Source organism: Paenibacillus uliginis N3/975 (genome assembly GCF_900177425.1).
Lineage (GTDB): Bacteria > Bacillota > Bacilli > Paenibacillales > Paenibacillaceae > Paenibacillus_AQ > Paenibacillus_AQ uliginis.
Window position 1 is genome coordinate 276,309 of the sequence record NZ_LT840184.1, and the last position, 25,645, is coordinate 301,953.

The 25,645-nt window shown below is 47.5% G+C and carries 19 protein-coding genes; 16 read left to right on the plus strand and 3 right to left on the minus strand.

What is annotated here, in order from left to right:
• Positions 1-14: 14 nt before the first annotated feature.
• The 14 genes from B9N86_RS01245 (at position 15) to B9N86_RS01310 (ending at position 20,239) form a co-directional block, all read left to right on the plus strand.
• Positions 15-914, plus strand: a complete 900-nt coding sequence (locus tag B9N86_RS01245; protein ID WP_208917410.1) for a carbohydrate ABC transporter permease — start codon at positions 15-17, stop codon at positions 912-914.
• 66 nt (positions 915-980) lie between these two features.
• Positions 981-2,678, plus strand: coding sequence for an extracellular solute-binding protein (locus B9N86_RS01250; protein ID WP_208917411.1), 1,698 nt, complete (start codon positions 981-983; stop codon positions 2,676-2,678).
• Between the two features lie 183 nt (positions 2,679-2,861).
• The gene (locus tag B9N86_RS01255) at positions 2,862-4,436 is read left to right on the plus strand and encodes a response regulator (RefSeq protein WP_208917412.1); all 1,575 of its coding nucleotides are present in this window, start codon (positions 2,862-2,864) and stop codon (positions 4,434-4,436) included.
• A gap of 11 nt (positions 4,437-4,447) precedes the next feature.
• Positions 4,448-6,211 carry a sensor histidine kinase gene (locus tag B9N86_RS01260; protein WP_208920033.1) on the plus strand — a complete coding sequence of 588 codons (1,764 nt, stop codon included), beginning with the start codon at positions 4,448-4,450 and terminating at the stop codon, positions 6,209-6,211.
• A 197-nt stretch (positions 6,212-6,408) separates the two neighbouring features.
• Positions 6,409-7,641, plus strand: coding sequence for an MFS transporter (locus B9N86_RS01265; RefSeq protein WP_208917413.1), 1,233 nt, complete (start codon positions 6,409-6,411; stop codon positions 7,639-7,641).
• Positions 7,642-8,099: 458 nt separating this feature from the next.
• A complete protein-coding gene (locus B9N86_RS01270) occupies positions 8,100-9,350 on the plus strand; it encodes a sugar ABC transporter substrate-binding protein (protein WP_208917414.1) in 1,251 nt (416 codons plus the stop codon).
• A gap of 123 nt (positions 9,351-9,473) precedes the next feature.
• A complete protein-coding gene (locus B9N86_RS01275; RefSeq protein ID WP_425298594.1) occupies positions 9,474-10,361 on the plus strand; it encodes a carbohydrate ABC transporter permease in 888 nt (295 codons plus the stop codon).
• A 44-nt stretch (positions 10,362-10,405) separates the two neighbouring features.
• Positions 10,406-11,224, plus strand: coding sequence for a carbohydrate ABC transporter permease (locus B9N86_RS01280; RefSeq protein ID WP_208917416.1), 819 nt, complete (start codon positions 10,406-10,408; stop codon positions 11,222-11,224).
• 42 nt (positions 11,225-11,266) lie between these two features.
• Complete coding sequence (locus tag B9N86_RS01285; RefSeq protein WP_208917417.1) at positions 11,267-12,256, plus strand: LacI family DNA-binding transcriptional regulator; 990 nt, start codon at positions 11,267-11,269, stop codon at positions 12,254-12,256.
• Positions 12,257-12,296: 40 nt separating this feature from the next.
• Complete coding sequence (locus B9N86_RS01290) at positions 12,297-13,058, plus strand: alpha/beta hydrolase (RefSeq protein WP_208917418.1); 762 nt, start codon at positions 12,297-12,299, stop codon at positions 13,056-13,058.
• A 204-nt stretch (positions 13,059-13,262) separates the two neighbouring features.
• The gene (bglX, locus tag B9N86_RS01295; protein WP_208917419.1) at positions 13,263-15,428 is read left to right on the plus strand and encodes a beta-glucosidase BglX; all 2,166 of its coding nucleotides are present in this window, start codon (positions 13,263-13,265) and stop codon (positions 15,426-15,428) included.
• A 40-nt stretch (positions 15,429-15,468) separates the two neighbouring features.
• Complete coding sequence (locus B9N86_RS01300) at positions 15,469-18,843, plus strand: GH36-type glycosyl hydrolase domain-containing protein (protein WP_208917420.1); 3,375 nt, start codon at positions 15,469-15,471, stop codon at positions 18,841-18,843.
• A gap of 71 nt (positions 18,844-18,914) precedes the next feature.
• Positions 18,915-19,409: a GNAT family N-acetyltransferase gene (locus tag B9N86_RS01305; RefSeq protein WP_208917421.1), complete on the plus strand. Its 495-nt coding sequence runs from the start codon at positions 18,915-18,917 to the stop codon at positions 19,407-19,409.
• 176 nt (positions 19,410-19,585) lie between these two features.
• Positions 19,586-20,239 (plus strand): MOSC domain-containing protein, encoded by a 654-nt coding sequence (locus B9N86_RS01310; protein WP_208917422.1) that lies wholly within the window; start codon positions 19,586-19,588, stop codon positions 20,237-20,239.
• Positions 20,240-20,400: 161 nt separating this feature from the next.
• Here the strand turns inward: B9N86_RS01310 and B9N86_RS01315 are convergent, their stop codons facing one another.
• Positions 20,401-20,949 carry a GNAT family N-acetyltransferase gene (locus tag B9N86_RS01315; protein ID WP_208917423.1) on the minus strand — a complete coding sequence of 183 codons (549 nt, stop codon included), beginning with the start codon at positions 20,947-20,949 and terminating at the stop codon, positions 20,401-20,403.
• Between the two features lie 235 nt (positions 20,950-21,184).
• Positions 21,185-21,439, minus strand: a complete 255-nt coding sequence (locus tag B9N86_RS01320) for a DUF2164 domain-containing protein (RefSeq protein ID WP_208917424.1) — start codon at positions 21,437-21,439, stop codon at positions 21,185-21,187.
• Between the two features lie 248 nt (positions 21,440-21,687).
• On the opposite strand from B9N86_RS01320, the gene B9N86_RS01325 reads away from it, so the two are divergent.
• Entirely contained in the window at positions 21,688-23,421 is a 1,734-nt protein-coding gene (locus B9N86_RS01325) for a glutamine--tRNA ligase/YqeY domain fusion protein (RefSeq protein WP_208917425.1), read from the plus strand.
• Between the two features lie 90 nt (positions 23,422-23,511).
• Here the strand turns inward: B9N86_RS01325 and B9N86_RS01330 are convergent, their stop codons facing one another.
• Positions 23,512-24,750, minus strand: coding sequence for an MFS transporter (locus tag B9N86_RS01330; RefSeq protein ID WP_425298566.1), 1,239 nt, complete (start codon positions 24,748-24,750; stop codon positions 23,512-23,514).
• A gap of 195 nt (positions 24,751-24,945) precedes the next feature.
• Between B9N86_RS01330 and mobA the strand changes: the two genes are divergently transcribed.
• Positions 24,946-25,644 carry a molybdenum cofactor guanylyltransferase gene (gene mobA, locus B9N86_RS01335; RefSeq protein ID WP_208917427.1) on the plus strand — a complete coding sequence of 233 codons (699 nt, stop codon included), beginning with the start codon at positions 24,946-24,948 and terminating at the stop codon, positions 25,642-25,644.
• Position 25,645: the final 1 nt, after the last annotated feature.

Below are 25,645 nucleotides of genomic sequence, written 5' to 3' on the forward strand. Positions count from 1 at the left end.
GTAGGAGGTACAACATGTTAAAAAGAATTAGCTTTAACGACAAGGTCATGCTTGTCGTGATATATACCTTGCTCAGTTTACTGGCCTTCTCGGCTCTCTATCCGTTCTGGAATGCGATCGCCGTATCATTCAACGTGGGCGTAGATACCGCAAAGGGCGGGATCACTTTCTGGCCAAGACAGTTCACATTGGAAAACTATGAAATCATATTGAAAGACGAACGTTTGATAAACGGATTTCTAATATCTGTAGCTCGTGTCATTGTCGGGACGGTAAGCTCTATATTTATGACTGCCCTCCTGGCGTATGGAATGACCCGAACATACCTAATCGGACGTAGCTACTACATGGTGTTCTTTGTTTTCACGATGTACTTTGGCGGAGGATTGATTCCGACCTATCTCCTGATCCGTTCACTCGGTATGATGGATACTTTTGCGGTGTTCATTATTCCGTCTCTGATCGGTGTGTGGAACATGATTGTTTTCCGGACCTTCTTCAAGGGCCTTCCGGTCGGATTGGAAGAATCCGCAAATATTGATGGCTGCAGCACATGGGGCATATTCTTCCGGATTATTCTTCCTCTGTCCGGACCGGTTATCGCTACGCTGGCTCTGTTGACAGCTGTTGCCCACTGGAACGACTGGTTTCTGCCGAGCATTTATATCACCAACGAGAAATTGCTGCCGATCCAGACGATATTACGTCAAACCTTGAATGCCAATATTGTATCCGGGCAGAGCTCTTTGCTGGATAGCGCATCGGTTGCACTTATGGAGAAGACAAAGCAAATCACTTCGAAATCGCTCACAATGGCGATGATGATCGTTGTGACCATGCCGATTATCGCAGTATATCCTTTCTTGCAAAAGTATTTTGTCAAAGGCGTACTGGTAGGCTCACTGAAAGAGTAGCATGGGGAACGGTTTAAGGCGAATAGCTTTGAACATATATATTCAAGAATGAGAGGGGTTTAGTGAATGAGAAAGATGAGGAAGCCGCTACTAGTCATGGTATCGCTGTTTCTGGTCCTGGTTACGGCACTAGCTGGGTGCAGTAAGTCCGGTGACGGCAATACGTCCAATCCTGGAACAACAGTGAAGAACGAGGAAAAGAAGGAAAACAACGAAAACAAAGAACCACCAGCTGAAAATACAGATAGCAAATGGGTACTTGGAGAAAAACCGTTGGAATTTTCGGCTTACGCCCACTATAATAATTCCGATTTCCCTAAATATGAAAGCACTCCTATCGGTAAATATCTTAGTGAGGAAAAGCAGGTAAAAATCAATATGATCGCGGCAGCAGGAGCCCACTCCCAAAAGCTTAGTGCGATGATGGCGTCGGATGAGCTGCCTGAAATGATCTGGACGGATCGTAATCATCCGGATATGGAAAGACTTCTCAAGGCAGGAAAGCTGGTAGCGTTTGATGAGTATCTGGATAAGTACCCTAACTTGAAAACGTGGATGGGCGACGATCTTAACATGCTACGTGCAGAAGATGGCAAGCTGTATATGTTCCCGAACTGGTATTCAGCCAATCCTTTTGGTAATGCAGGTTACGTTGTTAATAAAAAAATCTATGAAGAGCTGGGAAAACCTAAGCTCGAAACAACCGACGATCTGTACGACTACCTGGTCAAAGTAAAAGCGAAGTACGGTGACAGCATTATTCCTTTTGAGCCGCATCGTGCACAGGATATGCAAGGACTGGGTGTTCTGTACACAGCATTCGGTGAAGGTGCACTTTATACTTATCTCAACAGTGGCTTGCGCGCCGTTCCGAAGGACGGCAAACTGACGTCCGTATTGACTGATCCGGTATTCCGCGAGGCTCAGAAATACATCGCTAAGTTGTATAGAGAGAAACTCATTTCTCAAGACGCCTTTAACCAAACCGAAGACCAGGTATTAGAAAAAGTTATGACAGGAAGAGTAGCCGTATTTGCCGGATCCAGTCCGACAACGTTTGCTGGTGAAGCGCAACCGGAATTAATCAAAAACGATCCGAACGGCGGATATTTCATGATCTGGCCAATACACAAGCCAGGTCTGGATAAGAATAAAATTTACCCAGGCACGTACACGAGTTTTGGATGGAACGCGGCGTATATTACAACAGCTGCCAAAGACCCTGAAGCGATCTTCGCTTTCCTTGACTGGTATACAAGTCCAGAAGGTATGAACGTTCAATTCTTTGGTCCAGAGGGCAAGAACTGGAAAGGGTTTGATGAGGAAGGCAAACCGAATTTCCCTGAGACTTATGATCCGAAAGAAGTAGCCGAAATTCAAACCAAGAATGAACCGGTTATGTTTGTAGGTAATACGAGCTACATTGATCCTGCCAAATACAAATACATGGCAAAGCTTCCGTTCGAGGAGCAGGATTGGAGAACGCGTTATCAACAAACGATCACTTGGCCTACTCAATATAACGTAACTGAATTTATTAATCTTAATCCGGATCCAGAGTCTGAAGAAGGCGTTATTCAGACATCCGTCGATGAAATGTTCCTGGAGATTTACGCCAAATCAGTTATGGCCGGAAGTGACGAAGAAGTCGACCAAATTCTCGATCAGGGCAACAAGGATTTAGTGGGACTTGGCTATGAGAAACTTCTGGAATGGCGTACTGCTAAATGGCAGGATAACTTGACTAAAATGAATAAAAAATAATGGAACTGAGTCAATAAAGTGTTGATGACATCCCAAAGAATCCATGGATTCTTTGGGATATCTCTATTTTAACATCCAATTTTTTTCTTATTTTGTAGTACCTGATAGGTGGCTTGTCGAGTATGATAATGGTATGATCGCGGATTTATAGGATAGGTTCCGACAATGATCTGGGGGGATTCCATGTACAAGGTACTGTTGGTGGATGATGAAGAACTTGACTTGGAAGGGATGAAGAGATTTATTCCTTGGTCCGATCTGGGCATGGAAGTGAAAGGGAGCGTAAACAATGCACTGTCGGCTTGTGAAATTATGGAGAAGGAAACGATTGACATTTTAGTCAGCGACGTCAATATGCCCTACATGTCCGGACTTGAGCTTGCGCGCATTGCGCTTGAACGCAAACCTAATATACGGATCATATTTGTCAGTGGATATCAGGAATTCAGCTATGTACAGCAAGCATTGTCCTTGAAGGCGTACAGCTATGTATTAAAACCGATGAATGACAGCGAACTGGTTTCTTCATTACTTAAGGTAAAGCGGGATCTGGATGAAGAAATGAAACAGCGCGAGGTGGAGAAGGCGTATCACGAGATGATACCTATTGTCAAAAGCGATATTCTCATTCGTCTGCTCGAAAGAGAGGAATCAGAAGAATCGTTATCCAAGATAACGATGTCTTATGGTTTCGATCAGATGAACTGGCCGGTTCGCGTAGCGGTTATGGAGCTGGATAATTTGCCTTGGAGACAAGCAGGGGACTTTACTTCGCAGCGGAAAATGTCGAGGGTATTTTTGCAGCAAATTCACGAAAGTATAACTGGTCTCGGCATGATCCCCTACTGCAAGTTTTCTTCTCAACGAATTGCATTATTACTTGAAGACGATTCGGCCAATCGAATGGTGAGTACATTGACCGAAAGAGTACAGCAGCATCTATCGTCATCGATTACAACGGGAATTGGGGAACCTGCGCACGGGATGGATCAGCTGCAAATGTCCTACCGGCAGGCAGTAGAGGCAGTTGAAGGGAAGATGTTCCTGGGTAAGGGAAGTGTGATTAAGTACGAGGATGTAAGTGCTGAACCGGGGATGCTTGATGCACGTATGCTAGACGAACGGATGACCGCCCTTTTGAACGCGATGGAGGGGTACGAACTTGTTCAAATCTGTGATGAGCTCGAAAAATTGTTCGGAACGATAACGAGTCTGCGCTCCCGATTTACCGTTCATAATATGTCCAACTATATTATTTGGAAGCTGGATCAGTATTTAAGCAGTAGAAATGAAGACTTGTTTGAGCTGCTGGGCATGGAAATTCATCATTTGGATATTTTGATGCAGTTTGAAACCGTCAGTGATATACGTTCATGGTTTAGACAGCGTATGTTTGAAATTTCCGAGAGACTGTATGAGAAAACCAATTCGAAGGATAGCAAATTCATTCGAAATGTCATCAACACCATGAAAGAGCGAATGAGTGAGAATATTACGATTAAAGATATCGCGCAGCATTTTTCTTTTTCTCCCAGTCACATTGGCTTTCTGATCAAGGAGAAGTCAGGAAATACATTTAATGAACTGTTAGTGCAGCTCCGCATGGAAAAGGCATGTGAGCTGCTAAGACAGCCCGGAATGAAAATCTATGAAGTGGCCGATCAGGTAGGGTATCGGTATCTTCCGTATTTCAGCAGGCAATTCAAGGAGAAGTTCGGTATCACTCCGATGGAATATCGAAAGAGAGAGAATGAATGATTATGCGCTCCATGCCATCCATCACAGCTAATAAAAAGAGGCTGGGATACATACCGATCGGATACAAGCTGATACTGACTTTTTTGATATTTATATTGTTACTGGTTTCGGTAAACTTCTATATATCCCATTCTATGTATGACGCTTCCATGCGTAAGCAGACCCGTGTGAACATCCAGGGAACGTTGATGCAGATACGTGATAATGTGGCCTATAAAGTCGATGATATCGTTCAAACATCCTTCACGCTCTACGACGATCAAGCCCTGATCCAGAGTATTCGGAAGAAGGAGACGAGCTATAATAATTATAATCGAATGACTAAGGTGATTAAACCGAAGCTGGAGAGCGCCTCAAAAGCCATCGGACTGAATTTAAGGCTGTCTGTCTATTTTCATAATGAAACGATCGATCAAAAATACCAGATATGGGAAAAGAAAAATAAACAAGACTTTGCCGAGCAAACGTTTGATATTTATCATATGAAGCATATCATTAATAAGTTCTGGTATTTTACGCTGCCGAAAGAAAGATATAACGTGACGATGTTGTGGAAACAGGTTGAAGAGGATGAGAGGGATGGACGTATCTCGCTGATTCGCCGTATAGTTGACATGCAAAACCCGCTTGAAATTGAGGAAGTGGGAATTATGCGGTTTAGCGTACGTATTTCAGAATTGTTCGAAAGTGTCGACTACACGAAGCTTGGGGAAGGCAGCATGCTGTCGGTGGTGGACCCTGTTGGGAATGTCGTATTTACTTCAGGAAAAGCGATTGAAGAAGATAAACAGAACTATTTGACGATTGAAGAGAGTCTGCCACAGCAAAACTGGAAGATCGTTGCGCAAGTTCCACTTAACATTATCGAACAGGAAGCCAAGCGGGTTCGTACCGTTTTTATTATTATTTGTATACTGTGCGTGGTGCTGTTTACATATGCGGGATTTTTAATTTCTCAGTATTTTTCCAAACGAATTATGAAAATTGTATCGGTGCTTAATTCATTCCGGGAAGGGGATCTGCATAAACGGATTGCGTATCGCGGAAAGGGAGAGTTCCCTCAGATTGCTAATGCCTTGAACGCAATGGGCGAGGATATCGAAGCTTTAATCAATAAAGTGTATCTGACCCAGCTGCAAAAGAAGGAAGCAGAGCTTGAAATGCTGCAATCGCAGATTAACCCTCATTTTTTGTACAATACGTTGTCGTCTATTAATCAGCTTGCAAAATTCGGTGAAACCGAAAAACTTCAGAACATGGTTGTGCAGTTGGCGCAGTTCTATCGTCTTACCTTAAATTCAGGAAAAACGATGATTCCGATTGCGGCAGAGGTTGAACAGGCGATCGCTTATCTGGATATCCAAAAGGTGAAGTACGGCCAGCGTATGGAAGTGAGCTTCGATATTGATGCGGATATATGGTCTTACGAAACGGTAAAGCTGATTTTGCAGCCTTTTATCGAAAATGTGCTGAAACATGCCTGGAGCGGGGATCGGATTCATATTCGAATTTCTGTAATGAAGGAAGGCGACTCCGTTATATATCGGATCATTGATGATGGTCTGGGCATGAAGCAGGAGAGAATTGATGAAATATTTGATCCTCGAGATGATAGCCACATGGGCTGCGGTATTCGGAATATCGATCAACGGGTGAAGCTACATTACGGCAATGAGTATGGCGTATCCATCTTCAGCCGGGTCGGGATCGGTACTTCCGTGCAAATCCGTATACCGGCAAGAAAGCGGAATCTGCAGGGCAGAAGCAAAGAGTAGTAACAATAGCTGGCCGGTTTCCGCCTTGTCGTCGCTAAGGTGAAGCGTCACTGAAAGTTCTTGCTTGAGACGCCAATTTGAGCAATACTGTATTTTGAGGCCAATACTAATTTTTTTTGTTATACGAAAAATAGAAAAGCCCATTGGGGCTTTTTTCTTTTGTAGAGATTAATTCTTACGAGTTACGGGAGTGACAGATGAAATTTTTACAGCAGTATCCTAAAGAAGTAAGGGGTTTTCTCGTAGCGAGCCTCGTGAATTCCGCCGGCGGTTCACTCATGTGGCCGCTGACAACGATGTATGTGTTTGATGAGCTCGGACGCAGTATGCAGGACGCGGGGCTTGTTATTTTGCTTCAGTCTGTGGGCGGCATAGCTGGACAATTGTTTGGCGGTGCGCTATATCACCGGATCGGTGTGAAAAGGCTGATCGTCGGTTCGCTGGCGCTGAATGCGCTCGGACTGTTCTCGTTGCCGTTTATTAACGGCTTCTGGCCTTTCTTGCTCCCGATGATGTTGTTTATCGGTTTTTGTAACTCGGTATCCTTGCCAGCGATTCAGGCATTTATCGGTTTCCGATTTGCCGACCGTCGTGGAGAGCTGTTTAACGTTATTTATGTAGCCAATAATATCGGGATTGCTCTAGGGACTGCTATGAGCGGGTTCTTAGCCGAAATTTCGTACCACCTGAGCTTTGTGGCAAATGGATTGACTTCAGTCGGTTTTGCGATCTTTTTCTTGACCTATCTAAGCCGTCTTGACGGATCGGGGGAAAGGGAGGAAGAAGGCCATCATCCAAAGGTAAAGACACCGTTACCTGCAGGACCTGGTGCAAGGGCGCTTTTGGGGAACATCCGGATCTACTTGTTCATGGGTTTTGGGTCGCTCTTTATGTGGTTTGGTATGTCGGTGTGGAATACCGGTGTATCGCCACATATTATTTCAGAAGGGATGCCAAAGACCGCCTTCAGTTACTTGTGGACGCTTAACGGCATTCTGATCTTTGCTGCCCAGCCGCTGACGACACTCATCAAGCGGTGGTTCGCCCGTACCGAAACGATGCAAATGACGATAAGTGCCGTATTTTATGCAGCGGCATATATGGTCATTGTTGTGATGAACAACTACCCAGGCTTTGTGCTAGCTATGGTGCTTGCGACACTCGGTGAAATGCTGATCTCACCAGCGATACCTGCATTCATTGCGGATCGTGCCGGAAATGCCGCCCCGTTCTACATTGGAGTAGCTGGCGGCATGGGCTCGGCCGGAAGAGTTTTCGGACCTTACGCCATGGGCACGCTCTATGATGGCGGAGGACTGACACCGGTAGCCTGGTTAGCTGTGGGAACGGCGGCGATGTCGTTCTTGTCATTTATTATTCATGCTCGGCTCAGTAAGGGCCGTCCAGTACACGAGAGCATTTCCGCATAAAAGTACAAGTCATTCGAACGCTCTAACTACTCTAGGTGATAGAGAAACATACATGGTTATGAAAGCAGCAGGCGCAAATTAGAGCTTGCTGCTTTTGTAATTTGTGCAAACGATGTTACACCATATGTCAAAAAAAGACTTAAAAAAATTTAAAAAAGCATATTGAAATCGCTCTCAGGTGGCGCTATAATGAACCTGTCGAAACGTTTCAAAACATAACACGAATATTTAAGTTATCAAGCAATCAACTAGAATATTACATCATCTCCATGAGCACCTGCATACGTGGACAAAGCATGAGAAGGTGCTTGATACAAGCAATAAAGGGACAAAAGGATTATAAATCAACTCATTATCCGGCGTCTTTATTTTTTCGAACGAAATCGAAACGTTTCGAAGTAAGTGCTTTCAATTTACGTTTTACAGGCAGGTAAATAAAAAAACGGGGTGAATGTAGAATGAAAAAGAAATCATTATCTCTGATCTTGGCAACACTTCTTGTGTTCTCAGCAGTTTTAGCCGGATGTGGTTCGAAGGAATCTGATAGTTCTGCTGGAGAAGGCGGAGCCAAGGACAAAGAATTGAAGGTTTGGCTTATGGGCGACGAAACAGATAAGACCTTGATTAATGAATTTGAAGAAAAAAATCCTGGAATTAAGGTGAATGTTCAATCCATTCCTTGGGGCAGCGCGCACGATAAACTCCTTACGGCAGTTGCATCCAAAAGCGGACCCGATGTAGTACAGATGGGCACAACCTGGATTCCGGAATTTGCAGGAGCCGGAGCTCTGCTGGATCTGACGCCATATCTGGATAAATACCCGGCTTTGAAACAAGAGAATTATTTTGACGGCGCCGTAGAAACGATGAGTTACGATGGCAAGGTTGTCGGTATTCCGTATTACGTGGAAACACGCGCACTGTTCTACCGTACAGATACTTTGGCTGAAGTCGGCTATCCGGAAGGTCCGAAATCTTGGGATGATATGAAGGATGCGGGTAAAAAGCTGGCAGCTAGAGGAGAAGGCAACTACGCTATAACGATCGATGCTAAAGATATGAACTATCTGTCCATGTTTGCTTGGCAGAATGGAAGCGCAATGATTGATGAGAACCGTACGCCTCACTTTAACGAACCGGAATTTATGGGAGCTATGGAATATCTGAAGAGCTTCTATGATGATGGAATGACACCGATCGCAACCGACCTGGATCTGTTTGCTGCATTTAAAGACGGAGTGTTTCCGATGTTTATCAGTGGGCCTTGGATGATTTCGGGTGTCAAGGAGAAAGCACCTGAGATTGAAGGGAAGTGGGCTACCACAACGCTTCCAGCCAAAGAAAACAATTCATCATTTCTCGGTGGCGCAAACTTGTCTGTATTCAGCACTACCAAGAACGCAGAAGAAGCTGTTAAATTCATCGACTTCATGAGCCAAAAAGAAACGCAGCTGAAAAACTACGATATATCCAAAAACCTGCCTGCTGTAAAGAGTGCATGGGAAGACGCGCGATTTGAAGATCCGATCATTGCTACATTCGGAAAGCAGTTAGAAAGCGCCAAACCAGTTCCGTTCATTAAAGAATGGGATGCCATTTCCCAAGAGGCAATCGCAGCCTTTGAGAAAGTTACCGTTGGCGGTGCTGACATGAAGACAGAAATGGATCAGTTGAACACGAAGGCTACTGAGCTATTGTCGAAGAAATAAAAATTAGTGTTACGCAGCCCGGCTTGTTTCGTCATAGGACGAAACAGGCCTGACTGCATCAAGGAGAGTTACGTATTACCGGAAACCTACACTTACAGGAGGTGAATGACATTGCAGAACTTTATCAAGCGCTTTAACCGATATAAGTATCCTTATATGTTTATTGCGCCCGCGATTCTGCTGCTTTTGACGTTCTCGATCATTCCTATCATCATTGCACTGGTCATCAGTTTCACGGATATTGACCTTGCCGGTCTGGCAGATTACTCAAACATTCAAGGCGTCGGCTTCGACAATTTTATTAATGTTTTTAAAGATCCGGTTTTCCTGAAATCCGTTTATAACACTTTGTTCTATGTTATTATCGGGGTGCCGCTCGTTGTACTGCTTGCCATGAGCGCTGCACTGCTGCTTAACTACGGTACGGGATGGTTGTTTAAGATGTTCCGTGTTGTCTATTATATGCCTTCCATTACGAACATCGTGGCGGTCGCGGTTGTTTGGGGTTACTTATACAACAGCCATTATGGCCTCTTTAACTATATATTGTCCTTGGTTGGAATTCCGGCACAGCAGTGGCTGACCGATCCGACACTTGCGAAGCTGTCACTCATATTGTTGGCGGTCTGGAAATCTATCGGTTTAAACATGATTATTTTCCTTGCTGCACTGCAGGGTATCCCGCGTTCTTATTATGAAGCTGCGGAGATCGACGGTGCGAACAAGCGGCAGAAACTTTTCTTTATTACAGTGCCGCTGCTTAGCTTTGCAACCTTCTTTGTAACGATTACAACGCTGATTGGCTGGATTCAATTCTTCGAAGAGCCGCTGGTCATGACAAAAGGCGGTCCGTTGAACGCAACGATGTCGATGGCGCTATTCATTTACAACAACGGCTTCCAGCTCAGCAATTTCGGCTATGCGGCCGCAGGATCATTTGTGCTCTTCATCATTCTCATTATCACGACGATGGCGCAATTCGCCTTGAAGAAAAAAGATGTTGAGTATTAAGTTCACGCGGGAAAACCGTATCGTAACCGAAGGAGGTATAGAGCATGGCATCTAAAAGAATAGAAAAAACACTCATGACGGCTCTGCTCATTGCAGGAGGATTACTAATGATGATCCCGTTTATCTGGATGATCACTTCCTCATTCAAGCCGGAAAATGAATTTACGGCGATTCCGCCGACACTCTTACCGAAAGATTTTACCTTTCAAAATTATGTGGATTTGTTTGTGAAGATGGACTTTTTGGTTTACCTGAGAAATACACTTATTATCGTGTTTTTTGGGTTCATTGGCTTAATGCTCAATGCGATTGCAGGGTATGCATTCGCCAAGTTCGAGTTTCCGGGTAATAAAAAATTGTTTTACCTCGTGCTTGCAACGATGATGATTCCGGGGCAGGTAACGATGATACCTGTCTACCTGATTATTAATGCAATGGGTTTGACGAACACGATGGCGGGCATTGTGCTGCCGGGTCTGGTTGGAGCCTTCGGTATTTTTCTGTTCCGTCAGTTTATGACGACGATTCCGATGGACCTAATCGAGGCAGCCCGACTGGATGGTGCAGGAGAGCTGCGGATATTTTTCCGGCTTATTGTCCCGATCACCAAACCGGTATTTGCGGTACAAGGGATATTGACTTTTATCGGCGCCTGGAACAGCTTTTTGTGGCCGCTCATAATGGCGAACGATCAATCTCTTTATACGCTTTCCGTCGGCTTGCAGCTCCTTAAAGGCCAGCACGGTAGTGATTTCGGTTTGCAAATGGCAGGTGCGGCATTTATGGTCGTTCCGATCATTATCATTTTTTCTTTTTTCCAAAAGCACATTATAGAAGGATATACGATCTCCGGTATGAAATAACAATAGATAGAGTTTTTCTTGGAATAGAAGGGGCGGAATGAAATGGCAACGATAAAGGATGTGGCGAAGCTTGCTGGGGTTGCATTGTCGACTGCTTCGTATGCGTTAAGCGGCGATAGCAGGGTGAGTGCCAAGACAAGGTCAAAGGTGCTGGAGGCGGCAAGGCAGCTGAATTATCGTAAGAACGGTTTTGCCATGGATTTGAAGCGTAGCCGCACAAAGACAATCGCCCTCATTTTGACCGATCTTTCCGGACCGTATTACTCAGAGCTAATCCGCAGCGTGCAGGAAGTGGCGCTGGCCAACGGTTATGATCTGATTGCTTGCAGTTCTATTGGCGGTAGAGATTCCACGGCAGTCAAATTTTTGCGGGAGAAGCGGGCAGACGGCGCAATCGTACTCGCGCCTAACATTCGTGATGAAGTATTGATTGAAACCGCCGGGCCCCGATTTCCGATTGTTGTGATGGATCGGGAAATATCCAGCGAATATTTGGTCAATGTTCTTGTAGACGGTGTGCAGGGCGGTTATACCGCTACCCGCCACCTGATTGACGCCGGTCATAGAAGTATTGCTTATATAAGCGGTCCGAATGACTCGTACGACAGCCAGCTTCGCTATCAGGGATATTTGCGGGCGCTGTCGGAGGCGGGTTTAGAGGAGCAGTCGAAATGGCGGCTTAGCGGCAATTTCGTACGCGAGGGTGGCTATAATGCCACTAAAATGATGATTATGCAGGGATCGCTTCCGTCAGCGGTGTTTTACGGTAATGACGAGATGGCGATCGGGGGACTGAAGGCATTTGAGGAAAGTGGGATATCCGTGCCGGGAGATGTATCCGTCATCGGATTTGACGACATTCAAATTGCCGAGTATGTGAATCCGCCGTTAACGACGATTCGTCAGCCAAAGAGTGAGGCGGGTTCACTTGCTGCACACTTGCTCTTTCAGATCCTGGGTGGTGAAGAAGTGAACAAGGAGTACATGCTGACAACCGAAATGATGGAGCGCGAATCCGTAGGCAAAAAATAAAGTTCTGATGGATGAAGTACCGACAGGGAGGTGAAGAAGTATGGCATGGATAACATGTGATTTTTTTGCAGAGACGCTTGGACTTTCCACGAGTATTCATGTATTTTTACCGCAGTCAGGCTTAGATCCATCCAGCCATTCTTCCAAGCTGCCGGTGCTATACTTACTGCACGGCCGGGGAGCTGATCACACAGAGTGGATGCGGAATTCGTCTATTGAGCGGTATGCTGAGAGTAAGGGCATCGCATTGGTTATGCCAGGTGTGGGACGAAGCTATTATATGGATATGGCTAACGGATTGCCATACTTTACGTTTCTTAGCGAGGAGCTTCCTCAGCTTGTTAAGTCGTTTTTTCCGATATCGGACCGAAGAGAAGACACCTATGTGGCAGGAATCTCGATGGGCGGGTATGGTGCGTTCAAGCTGGCTATGAGTTATCCGGAGCGTTTTGCAGCTGGCGCAAGTCTGTCAGGTGGGCTCGATCTTGCCAGTCGTGCTGCTGGACCGGCCTTTCAGGAGTCTGAAATCCGCGCGCTCTTTGGTAATGTGGACAGGTTGAAAGGTAGCCGGAACGATCTGTTATTCTTGGCCGAGAAATTCGCGGCACACGAAGGGAATAAACCAAGGTTGTATCAGTGCTGCGGAACGGAAGATTTTTTGTATCAAGACAATCAAACCTTCCGTCAATATGCGGAGAACCTGGGGATCGAAGTGACTTATGAGGAAGAACCGGGTGAACATGAATGGGGATACTGGGACTATAAAATCCAGCGTGTGCTGGATTGGCTGCCCCTGCCCTGATTTTTTGCGTCTCTATTTTGTGAAACGTTTCGATTAAGGAGGCGTTATTGGCCCCTTCTTAACCGGATTATTGATAGGTGTTTTAAGAGGTAAAATGCTTTTAAATCAATACAATTTTGGTTTTTTTCGGAGTTAAAGGTATTTTATCAAAACGTTTCGAATATTACATTGCAGTGTCCGACAAGGACAAAAGGAGGATGGGGAATGGCAGATCAACAACTGTTTTCTCTTGTGGAGCGGATGACGCTGGAGGAGAAAATTGCACAGCTTATGCAGCTGGCTGTTCCTTTTTTTGAAGGAGCTGAAGAATCCGGGCAGATTACAGGACCGATGGAATCGCTCGGCATAACGGATGAAGTCGTGCGAAATAGCGGCTCAGTGCTCGGTTTGGCGGGCGCAAAAAAGGTCATAGCCGTTCAGGAAGCCCATCTGCGTAACAACAGGCTGGGTATCCCGCTACTGATCATGGCGGATATCGTTCACGGTTTTAAGACCATCTTTCCGGTGCCGTTGGCCATGGGGTGCTCTTGGGACCCCGGGCTGGCAGAGCGGAGTGCAGAAATTGCTGCCCTTGAAGCTTCGGTATCCGGTCTTCATGTAACGTTTGCGCCGATGGTTGACTTGGTACGTGATCCCCGCTGGGGACGTGTGATGGAATCCACCGGTGAAGATCCGTATTTGAACAGCGAATTTGCCCGAGCTTTTGTGCGGGGATTTCAGGGGAATGACCTCAGCGGTGATGTTCACCGACTTGCGGCTTGCGTGAAGCATTTTGCCGCTTACGGAGCAGGCGAAGGCGGTCGTGATTACAATACGGTGGACATGTCGGAACGGCAGCTGCGGGAGTATTACTTGCCTGCTTACAAGGCAGCGCTGGATGAGGGCTGCGAGATGGTGATGACAGCCTTTAATACAGTGCACGGGGTTCCGGCTACAGGCAATAAACGATTGATGCGTGACTTGCTGCGCAGCGAATGGGGCTTTGACGGTGTGCTGATCTCTGATTGGGGAGCGGTGAAAGAGCTGATCCCCCACGGGGTAGCCGAAGACGAGGCAGAGGCAGCACTAAAGGCGATTCAGGCGGGTGTGGACATTGAAATGATGACATCTTGTTATATTCACCATTTGCCGGAGCTTGTAAGTGAAGGACGGGTGGATGAGAGTCTCATTGATGAAGCCGTACTGCGTATCCTGTCCTTGAAAAAGCGATTGGGGCTGTTTGAGCGTCCGATGAGAGGGGCAGATCCCGAAGCGGAGCGGGAGCTCGTATTCTGCGATGAGCATCGCCATGCGGCACGTGAGGCTGCAGCCAAATCCTGTGTTCTGCTGAAAAATAACTCGGTTCTGCCGCTGCAGCCTGAGCAGCGTGTCGCGCTGATTGGTCCTTTTGCTGCAAGCGGAGATATTCTGGGCCCATGGTCATGGACGGGCTCGAAAGAAGACGCGGTGACAGTGGAACAAGGACTTCGGTCCAAACTGTCTTCAGGAAGGCTCATAACAGCCGAAGGCTGCGGAGTGAGCTCTATGACCGAGCAGCAGCTGGAGGAGGCGTTGAAGGCCGCCAAGGAAGCCGATGTTATCGTGCTTGCGCTGGGTGAGGATTCCGAGATGAGTGGAGAAGCGGGCAGCCGGGCATTCATTACGCTGCCGGAACCACAGCTTGAGCTGATTAAGCGTCTCAAACCGCTGCAGAAGCCGATGGTTGTCGTCCTGTTCAATGGCCGACCACTGGACCTGCACGGTGTGCTGGATAAGGCGGATGCGGTACTGGAAGCTTGGTATCCGGGAAGTGAAGGCGGAGCGGCTGTAGCTGAACTTTTGACAGGAGAAGTGAATCCGTCTGGCCGTCTCAGCATGTCTTTCCCTTATTCGGTTGGACAGGTGCCGGTGTATTATAACCACTTTAACACCGGACGTCCGAAAGACGCACCAGACGCGCAGGAACGCTATGTATCACAGTATTTGGACATCCCGAATGAGCCGCTGCTGCCGTTTGGATTCGGACTCAGCTATACGGATTTTAGTTACGGGAAAATGAAGTTGTCGGCTGAGGAAATGTCACCCGATCAGCCTCTTGAAATTACAGTCTCTGTTACGAACGCCGGAGATATGGCTGGTGAAGAGGTGGTACAACTGTACATCCGTGATATGTCAGGTGAGGTTGTAAGACCACTCAAGGAGTTGAAGGCTTTCCGCAAGTTGCTACTGCAGCCGGGTGAACAACAGGACGTTACCTTTACTCTGACGGAAGAACAGCTTCGATATCACCATTCCGATCTATCCTTCGAAAGTGATGCAGGACAGTTCTGTATCATGGTTGGAAGGAACAGCGAGGACACAGAGACACGACAGTTTAAACTACGGAAATAGAAATAAAGGTATGTATTTTTACAGAATAGGAAGTGAAACGATGACAGCCAAGATTGAAAAGAGAGATTCAAAAGTAGTTCTCCAGGCCGGAAAATTGACGTTTTCGTTTTTGCCAAGTGGTGATCTTTATCAAGCGACTTACGGCAACATGATGATTAACCAGCTGCTCACGAATCCGATTGACGGTGCCGTAAGCAATTTATTTTTAAGAATTCATACCCCGAACGGCATTGAGGCCGTACCGCTTCTGGGTGTGCATTCGAAAAGCCTTGTCACTCGTCTGGATAACCGGATGATGTGGGAAGGAAACGCTAGTGGTGTTACTTACAAGGTTTTGTTCACCCCAACGGACAGCGGTATATGGTTCTGGGATGTTGAGCTTCAAGGGGAAGGGATTCAGGTCGACCTTATGTATGGGCAGGATATCGGGATCGCACATCCGGGCGTAGTTCGGACCAATGAGGCATATTTGTCCCAGTATATCGACCATGCCGTGTTTGAACAGGAAAAGAACGGATACGTCATCTGTTCCCGTCAAAATCAGCCGCAGGGCGGTGTATTCCCATACCTCCAGCAAGGCTCGCTTACTCAGGCGATCGGTTATGCAACAGATGGCTTTCAGTTTTTCGGTCTTTCTTACAAAGAGACGAATACACCAGAAGCTCTGTACAAGGAAAGCTTAGCGAATGAAGTGTATCAATATGAATTCGCTTATACCGCTCTGCAGTCACCGTGCGTGAAGCTTGATGGCTCGGCCCGGTTCGTATTTTACGGGATGTATAAAGACAATCACCCGGATGCTGTCACATCTCTGGAATTCCAGGATGAGCTTCAGGCCGTATGGCAGGTTGAATCACAGCGTATCACAGAGGCTGGGGAGAAGCTCCCGCGTGTGGAGCATTCATCAATCTTGGGAGATCACCTGCGTACATTGCCTATGACGGAAGATGAGCTGAAGGTCTTGTTCCCTGTACGCCGACAAGAGGAGTGGGTTGGGGAGGAATTGCTTTCATTTTTCACGGATACCTATGAACATATCGTCTTGAAGGAAAAAGAGCTTCGCGTTGAACGCCCGCACGGTCATATCCTGATGAGCGGCAATAACGTGTCACTCGGCAGCTCTGCGATAACGACAACTTCATATATGTACGGCTTGTTTAACTCCCAGCTGGTTATCGGCAACACCAATTTCAACAAAATGATGAGCAACGCCCGGAACGCGCTTAACGTACCCAAAACGTCCGGACAGCGGATCTACATCGAGATCGATGGGAAATATCGTCTGCTGAGTATGCCATCTCTGTTCGAGATCGGCTTTAACTATGTGCGGTGGTACTATAAGACGGAAGATGACATGCTGATTATTACGAACTTTACGGCTGCGGCAGCACCGGAGGTGACATTGCAAGTCCGTTCCGAAAGCGGAAGAGCTTATCGTTATCTGGTGACCCATCAGATGACGATGCATGTCAATGAATATGAGGTTCCTTATCATATGGTCCAGGAAGACGATATGCTTACGTTCCGAGCAGATCATACTTCGCTCAGCGCATCAGTGTACCCGGATCTTCATTACCGCCTTCAGGTGACGGGAGCCGATATGCATGTTACAGACGAGACCCGTCTGGCAAGCAACGTCGTACCGGGCAGTGCTTCCTTAAGCGTATTACAGCTCAGCGAAAGCGCCGACTGGACAATGACTATTCAGGGCAGCCTTGATAAAGATGTGGCTCCTTTGCAGGTACGTCAAGCCGAAGAAGAAATAACAAGCTATCGCGCGTTCTACACTTCCGTAATGAATGGATTCAACCTGAGCTTTAAGGATGGTCATGATGACAGCTTGTTCAAGGTGAATGCTCTGGCCTGGTGGTATACCCACAATATGTTCGTTCATTACTCCGTTCCGCACGGTCTGGAGCAATACGGCGGCGCGGCTTGGGGAACACGTGATGTGTGCCAGGGACCTGTGGAATATTTTATGGCTACTCATAAATACGAACAGGTACGGGATATTCTGTTTGAGGTGTATTCCCACCAATATGAAGATGACGGCAACTGGCCGCAGTGGTTCATGTTTGACAAATACGCCGCTATTCAGCAGGAAGAGAGTCACGGAGACATCATCGTATGGCCGCTGAAGGTGCTCGGCGATTATTTGGCAGTTACTAATGATTACAGCGTTCTGGAGCAGGCCGTTCCTTATACTAGAAAACATAGCTTCGATTTCACGGAGGAACGGTATACCGTACTTGAGCATGTGAAGAAGCAACTTGCATACATTCAAAATCATTTCCTTCATGATACACATCTGTCCTCTTATGGGGACGGAGACTGGGACGACACGCTTCAGCCAGCCAATGCCCAGCTGAAACAGTACATGGTCAGCAGTTGGACTGTAGCTTTGACATACCAGACCTTGAATCAGTTCTCTCGTGTCATGGAGAATGCCGACCCGGCAATGGCCCAGCATGTGCGAGGCCTGACGGAAGGAATACAGCGTGATTTCAATCGTTATATACTCAAGTCGGAAGTCATTCCTGGTTTTGTATATATGGAAAGTCTGGAGCAGAGCAAGTTACTGCTTCATCCGACAGACCAGGAGACGGGAATCCAGTACCGTCTGCTGCCAATGACGCGCAGCATGATTAGTGAGCTGTTAACGCCTGAGCAGGCGGAGAGCCATTATGAGATCATCCGTGAACAACTGTTCTGCCCGGATGGGGTAAGGCTGATGAATCGTCCTGCCGTGTATGCAGGCGGCGTCAGCACACACTTTAAGCGGGCGGAACAGGCAGCGAATTTCGGCCGGGAAGTCGGTCTGCAATACGTTCATGCACACATCCGTTTTGTTGAGGCGATGGCAAAGCTCGGCAAGAGCAGTGAGGTATGGAGCGGGCTTGAGCTCATTAACCCGATCGGTATTACCGAGGTTGTGCCAAATGCGGAGCTGCGTCAGAGCAATGCTTACTTCAGCAGCTCGGACGGGAAGTTTAATACCCGTTATGAAGCTCAAGAGTCTTTTGGTGAACTGCGGAGCGGTCGTGTTCCTGTTAAAGGGGGATGGAGAATTTACTCCAGCGGCCCAGGGATCTACATGAACCAGCTGATCTCGAATGCCCTTGGTATCCGTGAAGCGGGAGGGGATTTGGTTATTGATCCGGTTCTGCCTCAATCACTGCATGGTCTGCAGTTCCAGTTCCAATATGCTGGAGCTCCAGTAACGTTCAGCTATCATGTGGATGGTGTGGAACCGTCCCGCGTTACGATTAACGGACAAGATGTGCATACCGATACGCTTCAGAACCGTTACCGTACAGGAGGCGTACGCATTTCAAGAGACGACTTCAAGCGGCTGGCTGGAGACAGCGGAAGTGGTTGCATCGTGGAAATTTACTGCGGGGTGCCTCAAAAATAAATATTTCATTATGTAGTTGAAGCTAGCTGATATAATAAGGAGGATTGTTATCGAAACGGAGGGATGAGACGATGAGTATCAGTCTACAAACCGTGACGATCCGATTCTCCGAAATGAAGGACGCGGCTCATCTTATGGAGCTGGACGATCTGGTATGGGACAGGAATACGGCACCCGAGCCGCTGCACTGGACCTCAAGGGATAACTACTTGCTGCACTGTCCGCCTGGATCCCAGCTCGTGGCTGTCAACGGTGATGACGTATGTGGATATGTCGGATTCTGTGCACCGACCGGGCTTGAGAGTAACAGCCATGTGTACGAGCTGAATATTGCCATACATCCTTCGTATCAGCGAAGCGGGATTGGGCGCCGGCTTATACAAGCAGTCCAGGATATGGCCCGGCTGGAGGGCAAGACTAAGCTCAGACTGCGGGTGCTTTCCTGCAACCCGGGCGCGATCGCCTTTTACAAAGCGTGCGGATTTCAGGAAGAGGGCCGATTGGTTCAGGAGTTCTTCGTGGATGGACGTTACGTGGACGATATATTAATGAGTTACTTCATATAATATTTCTGAGAATTGCCCGGCATATTTCCGGGCTTTTTCCTATGCATCGATCATGCACTGTCACTAAGGGACGGTTGCTGCTGAATACCGGTCTGTTCTCTTCCTCCATTGTGGCTAGACAATGCCTTTGTGTCTGCACTATAGTTAATCAAAAGAAAAGACGGAGGGATTATTCTATGACAGCAGGCATTGGCATTGTGTCCTTGAATGTGGGCAAGCCTGTAACCGTTGATTACCTCGGCAAAGCCTTGTCGACAGGCATCTACAAGCAGCCGGTCCAAGGGCCGCTGTATTTGGGTTCTGCTAATTTTGCCGGAGACGGACAGGCTGATCTTGTGAATCACGGAGGTCCGGATAAGGCGGTGTGTGTGTATCCTTTTGAACACTATGCCTACTGGGAGGAAGTTTTGGGGAAGAAGATGGAACATTCATCATTCGGTGAAAACCTGACGGTAAGAGGCTTGCTGGAAGATGCCGTCTGTATCGGGGATGTGTTTAAGGTTGGAGATGCAGTTGTGCAGGTGAGCCAGCCGCGCTATCCTTGCTTCAAGCTCTCTCAGAAGCACGGAGTAAAGGATATGCCTGCTCAGGTTCTGGCAACGGGCTACAGCGGGTTTTATTTGCGGGTACTGGAAGAGGGGCATGTGTCCGCGGATTCGCAGCTTGTGCAGTTGGAATCCCATCCCGCACAAGTAACCGTTCTTGAGGTTCTAAAACTGCTAACGAACGGAAGACAGGATGAAACGGGACTGCGGCGGATGGTGGAAATTGAGGCATTGGCCGAAAAAGTACGTCACAAGTTTGAAGGTTGGATCGAAAAGCTGCAATAGCAGTGGTACGTTCACTTTAAGTTGATAATAAAAAGTGAAAAAACCGTCCCTCGGCTGGATCGCGGAAGAAGGACGGTTTCGGTCAACAAGTTCATTAGAATTCATGATGATTGCGGGCAATTGCAGATGAAATCCTTTTTTTAGCATATATAAGCACTTTGTTATCTCATCCGTTTCCATTCGCTTTGAATCATGCCGTACACCGCATGATTGACAAATCCCTGTGGAAGCTTTTCCGCCTCACGGATAATGCCTTCCAGGACGAATCCGAGCCGTTCCGGAATAGCTCGGCTACGGCGATTGGTCGTAGCACAGCGGATTTCCACGCGGTTCAGACCCATGCGCATTAGGGCATGATCGGTTAAAGCCCGGCAGGCGCTTGTCATAAGACCTTGTCCTTGAAACTGCTTATCCAGCCAATAGCCGATGCCGACCGACCGGTTGTGCCAATCGATCTCGTGAAACGATATCGTTCCTGTCAGCTCTTCACGTACCCAAATGCCGGCGGAGAATCCGCCATTATCCGCAGCCTGCTTCATGGCTCCCTTGATATAGTTGGCGCTATGGTCCACTTCCGTAACGGAATCCACCCATGGAAGCCATTGGCGCAGACGGTCACGTGACCGATCTGTAAGTTCAAAGAGGGCGCGTGCATGCTCAGGTACAAGCGGCCGCAGTTCCACATGATCATCCAAGGCATAGGTAAACATGATACAACTCCTTTATCTCTAAGAATGTTGATTGAAGAGGTAGTTCAAAAAGTCGTCTTTTGATCACGAAGCAATTCAAGAAGCGGATTCGACATCGAATCTTGTGTTCACCTTCGAAGTCCGGTGCTCATGTAGGTTTTGCCTACACTCCGCTCCTCCTTCTTCAGGTTCTCACAACCTTCTCGGTGCTGAAAACCCGACTTTTTGATCACGCACTTGAAGGGTAAGCTTTAGCTCAGCGCGAAGGCTTCACCTGTTGTTCGAGGGCGTAGATATCCTCCTCCAAGGAGACCATCCGCTGGGTGACCAACTGTCTGCAGTCTTCCAGGGCATGGTTGTATATGTATGGACTGATTCGGGACATAAAAAACTCCAGCATGTTGTCCGCTGCCAGATGCCCGAGCGATTCTCCGCGCTCTTTTTCAAAATATTCCTGAATCTGCTCGATGATTAGCTCGCGCTGCTCTTTTGGAAATTTCATCGGTTTCATCGGTTGAACGGACCTCCTTTTCGCTATTTTCTTCCATGCTACCTTATTAAAAAGCCCTAGTCAAAGCTGTTTTTGTCGATTGGCATACATGTTCTTTTCCGCTCAACTGTCTTTCGGAACAGGATTACGGCCCGTCTGCTATCAAGACGCTTTAATCCCTGCAGATTCCTTGAACAATCGGGGCGTAAGGGGTATATTTAAGAGAAACACGTTTATACAGGAATAGAGAGAATAAACAGGATGAAAGGTTGATTAACGTGGAGAACCAACCAGTAACACCCTCCAACTTTATAAAAAACGTCATTACCGAAGACCTTAAATCCGGCAAAGTGAAAGAAATTGTTACCCGCTTCCCGCCGGAACCGAATGGCTACCTTCATATCGGCCATGCGAAGGCGATCTGGATCAATTTCACGTTGGCGGACGAGTTCGGCGGTAAAACGAATCTTCGTTTTGATGATACGAATCCGGTCAAGGAAGATGTAGAATATGTCAATTCCATCAAGGAAGATGTGAAGTGGCTCGGCTACGACTGGGAACAGCTGCGATTTGCTTCGGATTATTTTGAAGAGATGTATAGCCGTGCTGTTTTGCTGATCAAAAAAGGAAAGGCATATGTGGATGATCAGTCTGCAGAGGAAATCCGCGCGAACCGCGGCACGTTGACCGAGCCAGGACAGAACAGTCCATATCGTGACCGCAGTGTGGAAGAGAATCTGGACTTGTTTGAACGGATGCGTGCCGGAGAGTTCTCCAACGGAGAACGTGTTCTCCGTGCCAAAATCGATATGTCCTCACCGAACATCAACCTCCGCGATCCGGTTATTTACCGTATCTCGCATGCGCACCATCACAATACCGGGGACAAATGGTGCATTTACCCGATGTATGCTTTTGCACACCCGCTTGAGGATGCGATTGAGGGTGTAACGCACTCTCTTTGTTCGCTAGAATTCGAGGATCAGCGTCCGTTCTATGATTGGATTATCGCTGAATGCGAAATGCCAAGCACTCCGCACCAGTATGAATTCGGCCGTTTGAATGTGGCTCAGACGGTAACGAGCAAGCGTAAACTTAAGCAGCTTGTTGACGAGAAGTATGTGGATGGCTGGGACGATCCGCGCATGCCGACGATTTCCGGTCTTCGCCGTCTCGGATATACACCGGATGCGATCCGCAATTTTGTGTACGAGACAGGGATTTCCAAAGCATATGGCCAAATAGACCGTCAAGTTCTGGAGCATTTTATCCGTGAGGATCTCAAGCTGAAGGCACCGCGCACGATGGCTGTGCTTGACCCGCTTAAAGTCGTGATCACCAACTATCCGGAAGGACAGGTGGAATGGCTTGAGGCAGAGAACAACACCGAAAACCCGGAGATGGGTGTACGTCAAATTCCATTCTCCCGTGAGATATATATTGAACAGGAAGACTTTATGGAGAATCCGCCGAACAAATACTTCCGCTTATTTCCGGGCAATGAGGTTCGCCTGAAGCATGCCTACTTCATTAAATGTAATGAGTTCATTAAGGACGAGAATGGTAAAGTCATTGAGATTCATTGCACATACGATCCGGAGACGAAGAGTGGAACCGGATTTACGGGCCGCAAGGTAAAGGGCACGATCCACTGGGTAGAAGCTACCCAGGCTGTCCCTGCTGAATTCCGCCTGTATGAGCCGCTCATCAAGGATGAGGAGCTGGAGGAGGAATTGGAGCAAGAGGTGGCAGGAGATATCAATCTCTCAGAGGAAGCTGTCGAGACTGCCGAAAAGACGTTCCTTGACTACGTGAACCCGAACTCCCTGCAGATTGTAAACGGCTTTGTGGAGCGGAACATGAAGGATGCCAAGCCGCAGGATAAATTCCAGTTCTTCCGTCATGGTTACTTTAATGTAGACTCTAAGTATTCTGAGCCAGGCCGTCCGGTATTTAATCGGGTTGTATCCCTGAAAAGCTCTTTCCAGCTGCCGAAATCCTAAACAGCTGATGTATGATGTGGTTGAATTAGCAAGGCCCGAAAGCTCCCCATTGGGGCAAGCTTCCGGGCCTTGTCCTATGTTCTGTTCATTTTATTCACCGGGTAGCGTCTCTTCCTCAATATCCTCATCAGCTTCATTGGCAGACGTCAGATGGTATTCTTGCTTGCGCAGTATATACCACATCCATCCAAAACCGATTGCACCTACCAACGCCAGCATCATGCCGATCTGGTACATGGTCTGGGCACCGAAATTTTGAAACAGCCAGCCGCCGGCGATGCCGCCGATCACACCAGAAATCCCGCTCCAGGAAAGGGTGTAAATCGCTTGCCCTGAGGCGCGGTACGACCTAGGGACAAATAGCATGGTCAGCTGGGTCCCAACATAGAAATAACCGCCGAAGGTGATGCAGTGCAGGACCTGAATAAAGGCAACTTCCAGTGGAGTAGTGGCCTCAGCCATCAGCAGCCAGCGCAGCGAGAAGAGCAGGCTTACAACGGTTAGACAGGCAATCATTACGTTGATCTTGCGTTTCAAGTAACGGTCACAGAGCAGGAAGACGACTACCTCGAATATGGAGGCGAAAAAAATCGCTAATCCTACCGTCTGTTTGGTGCCTCCGAGATCCAGAATGTACAGGGACATAAATGTATTGTTCATCGTATTCGGAATAGAGACAACAATGCCCAGCAGAATGAACCAGACGAAATACGGATTCAAAAACAGCTTGCTGAGTCCACGGACACTTACTGTGGCAGAGGCGGTCGCCTTCTGGATATTCGGAAGGGACAGCATGAACACGGCGGCTATGACCAGCATAATGGAAAATACAATTGAAATCCGTCCTGATCCTAACCGTTCGATCACAGGTCCAGCCACAACGGCTGTCAGTGCCCAGCCAAGCGAGCCCCACATCCGGAACGAACCGAACTTGTGACGAGTACCTTCAATGTATCCAAGAATAAGCGAGTTTGTCTGCGAGAACATGGGTGTCTGGAAGAAATAAAAGAAAATCATCGACGTATAAATCATGGTGTATGTGTTCGCTTGAAAAACAAACTGGACAAGCAGCAAAGTTCCCGTCATCATGAAAATAAGGACACGTTTGATATTATCGGCCCGGTCGCCCCAATACCCCCAAAATGGGTTGGCAAACACGGAGACGAAAGGGGCAATAGCCATCAGGCTACCGATTTCCACTTTGTCCATTCCGATATCTTGCAGATATAGTTGAAAGAACCCGGTGAATATAACCATGGTTCCATAAATGAAAAAGTTAAAGAGTTTCAGTGACTTTAATGATGATTGATCGTAGTTCATATCCCGCAAGTGGGTGTCATTCCTTTCAAACCGAGTGCATTACAGAGAAATAGCTTAAACAGCCGATTATCCTCTCTCAATGTATCACGCATTGAAAAGGGATACAAACCAACTTCTATGTTTTTACCCATTTTTTACTAATGTAATACAAGTGTAATATATGAGGGGAATTTCTTACATTACAGCTATTGGGGGAGAGTAGGGATGGAAAAACTCCAGAACAAACGGGCATTTGCGGCTGTTCCGGGCACGACGGGAATCGTATTGGCCGGCGGGGCTTCCCGGAGGATGGGGTGCGATAAAGCGATGCTGCCTGTAGGTGGGGTGGCATCTATAGAAAGGACAGCTCTAAGCCTTGGCGAAGTATGCGATGAGGTGCTTCTTTCCCTGAATGATCCGAAACCGTATGGCTTTCTGGGACTGCGGTCTGTAAGAGATATATTTACCGGAAAAGGGCCTATGGCGGGACTTCACGCTTGTTTATCTGCTTCCCGCTCGGCCTGGAATGCCGTAGCGGCTTGTGATATGCCATTTGTTACCGCTGATATTATACAGGTGCTTTTGCGGATAGCCGCTGAAGATCCCTTGACACCAGAGTCAGGAATACGGGTCAGAACAATGGCCCGTCACGATGATGTTGCTCCACGGGATGCCGTTGTTCCTGTTATGGATGGGAAGCCGCAGCCGCTCCTTGCCGTTTACCACCTTGATGTCTGCACAAGTTTGGAAGATCGCTTGCGCCGGAATGAGCTGCGCATGATGGATTGGTTAAGCGATTTGAACGTTCTTTACATTCCGGTAGAGGAACTGGCCCGGCTGACGGGGATAGACGCCGCGAGGGGGCTGTTTAATATGAACCAGCCTGAGGATTATGAGACCGCTTGTCAGTGGGAAGTTGAATGAG

Excerpts from the sequence above, each read along its gene's own strand:
- B9N86_RS01245 (WP_208917410.1), top strand. The coding sequence starts at position 15 with ATGTTAAAAAGAATTAGCTTTAACGACAAGGTCATGCTTGTCGTGATA.
- B9N86_RS01250 (WP_208917411.1), top strand. The coding sequence starts at position 981 with ATGAGAAAGATGAGGAAGCCGCTACTAGTCATGGTATCGCTGTTTCTG.
- B9N86_RS01255 (WP_208917412.1), top strand. The coding sequence starts at position 2,862 with ATGTACAAGGTACTGTTGGTGGATGATGAAGAACTTGACTTGGAAGGG.
- B9N86_RS01260 (WP_208920033.1), top strand. The coding sequence starts at position 4,448 with ATGCCATCCATCACAGCTAATAAAAAGAGGCTGGGATACATACCGATC.
- B9N86_RS01265 (WP_208917413.1), top strand. The coding sequence starts at position 6,409 with ATGAAATTTTTACAGCAGTATCCTAAAGAAGTAAGGGGTTTTCTCGTA.
- B9N86_RS01270 (WP_208917414.1), top strand. The coding sequence starts at position 8,100 with ATGAAAAAGAAATCATTATCTCTGATCTTGGCAACACTTCTTGTGTTC.
- B9N86_RS01280 (WP_208917416.1), top strand. The coding sequence starts at position 10,406 with ATGGCATCTAAAAGAATAGAAAAAACACTCATGACGGCTCTGCTCATT.
- B9N86_RS01285 (WP_208917417.1), top strand. The coding sequence starts at position 11,267 with ATGGCAACGATAAAGGATGTGGCGAAGCTTGCTGGGGTTGCATTGTCG.
- B9N86_RS01290 (WP_208917418.1), top strand. The coding sequence starts at position 12,297 with ATGGCATGGATAACATGTGATTTTTTTGCAGAGACGCTTGGACTTTCC.
- bglX (WP_208917419.1), top strand. The coding sequence starts at position 13,263 with ATGGCAGATCAACAACTGTTTTCTCTTGTGGAGCGGATGACGCTGGAG.
- B9N86_RS01300 (WP_208917420.1), top strand. The coding sequence starts at position 15,469 with ATGACAGCCAAGATTGAAAAGAGAGATTCAAAAGTAGTTCTCCAGGCC.
- B9N86_RS01305 (WP_208917421.1), top strand. The coding sequence starts at position 18,915 with ATGAGTATCAGTCTACAAACCGTGACGATCCGATTCTCCGAAATGAAG.
- B9N86_RS01310 (WP_208917422.1), top strand. The coding sequence starts at position 19,586 with ATGACAGCAGGCATTGGCATTGTGTCCTTGAATGTGGGCAAGCCTGTA.
- B9N86_RS01315 (WP_208917423.1), bottom strand. The coding sequence starts at position 20,949 with ATGTTTACCTATGCCTTGGATGATCATGTGGAACTGCGGCCGCTTGTA.
- B9N86_RS01320 (WP_208917424.1), bottom strand. The coding sequence starts at position 21,439 with ATGAAACCGATGAAATTTCCAAAAGAGCAGCGCGAGCTAATCATCGAG.
- mobA (WP_208917427.1), top strand. The coding sequence starts at position 24,946 with ATGGAAAAACTCCAGAACAAACGGGCATTTGCGGCTGTTCCGGGCACG.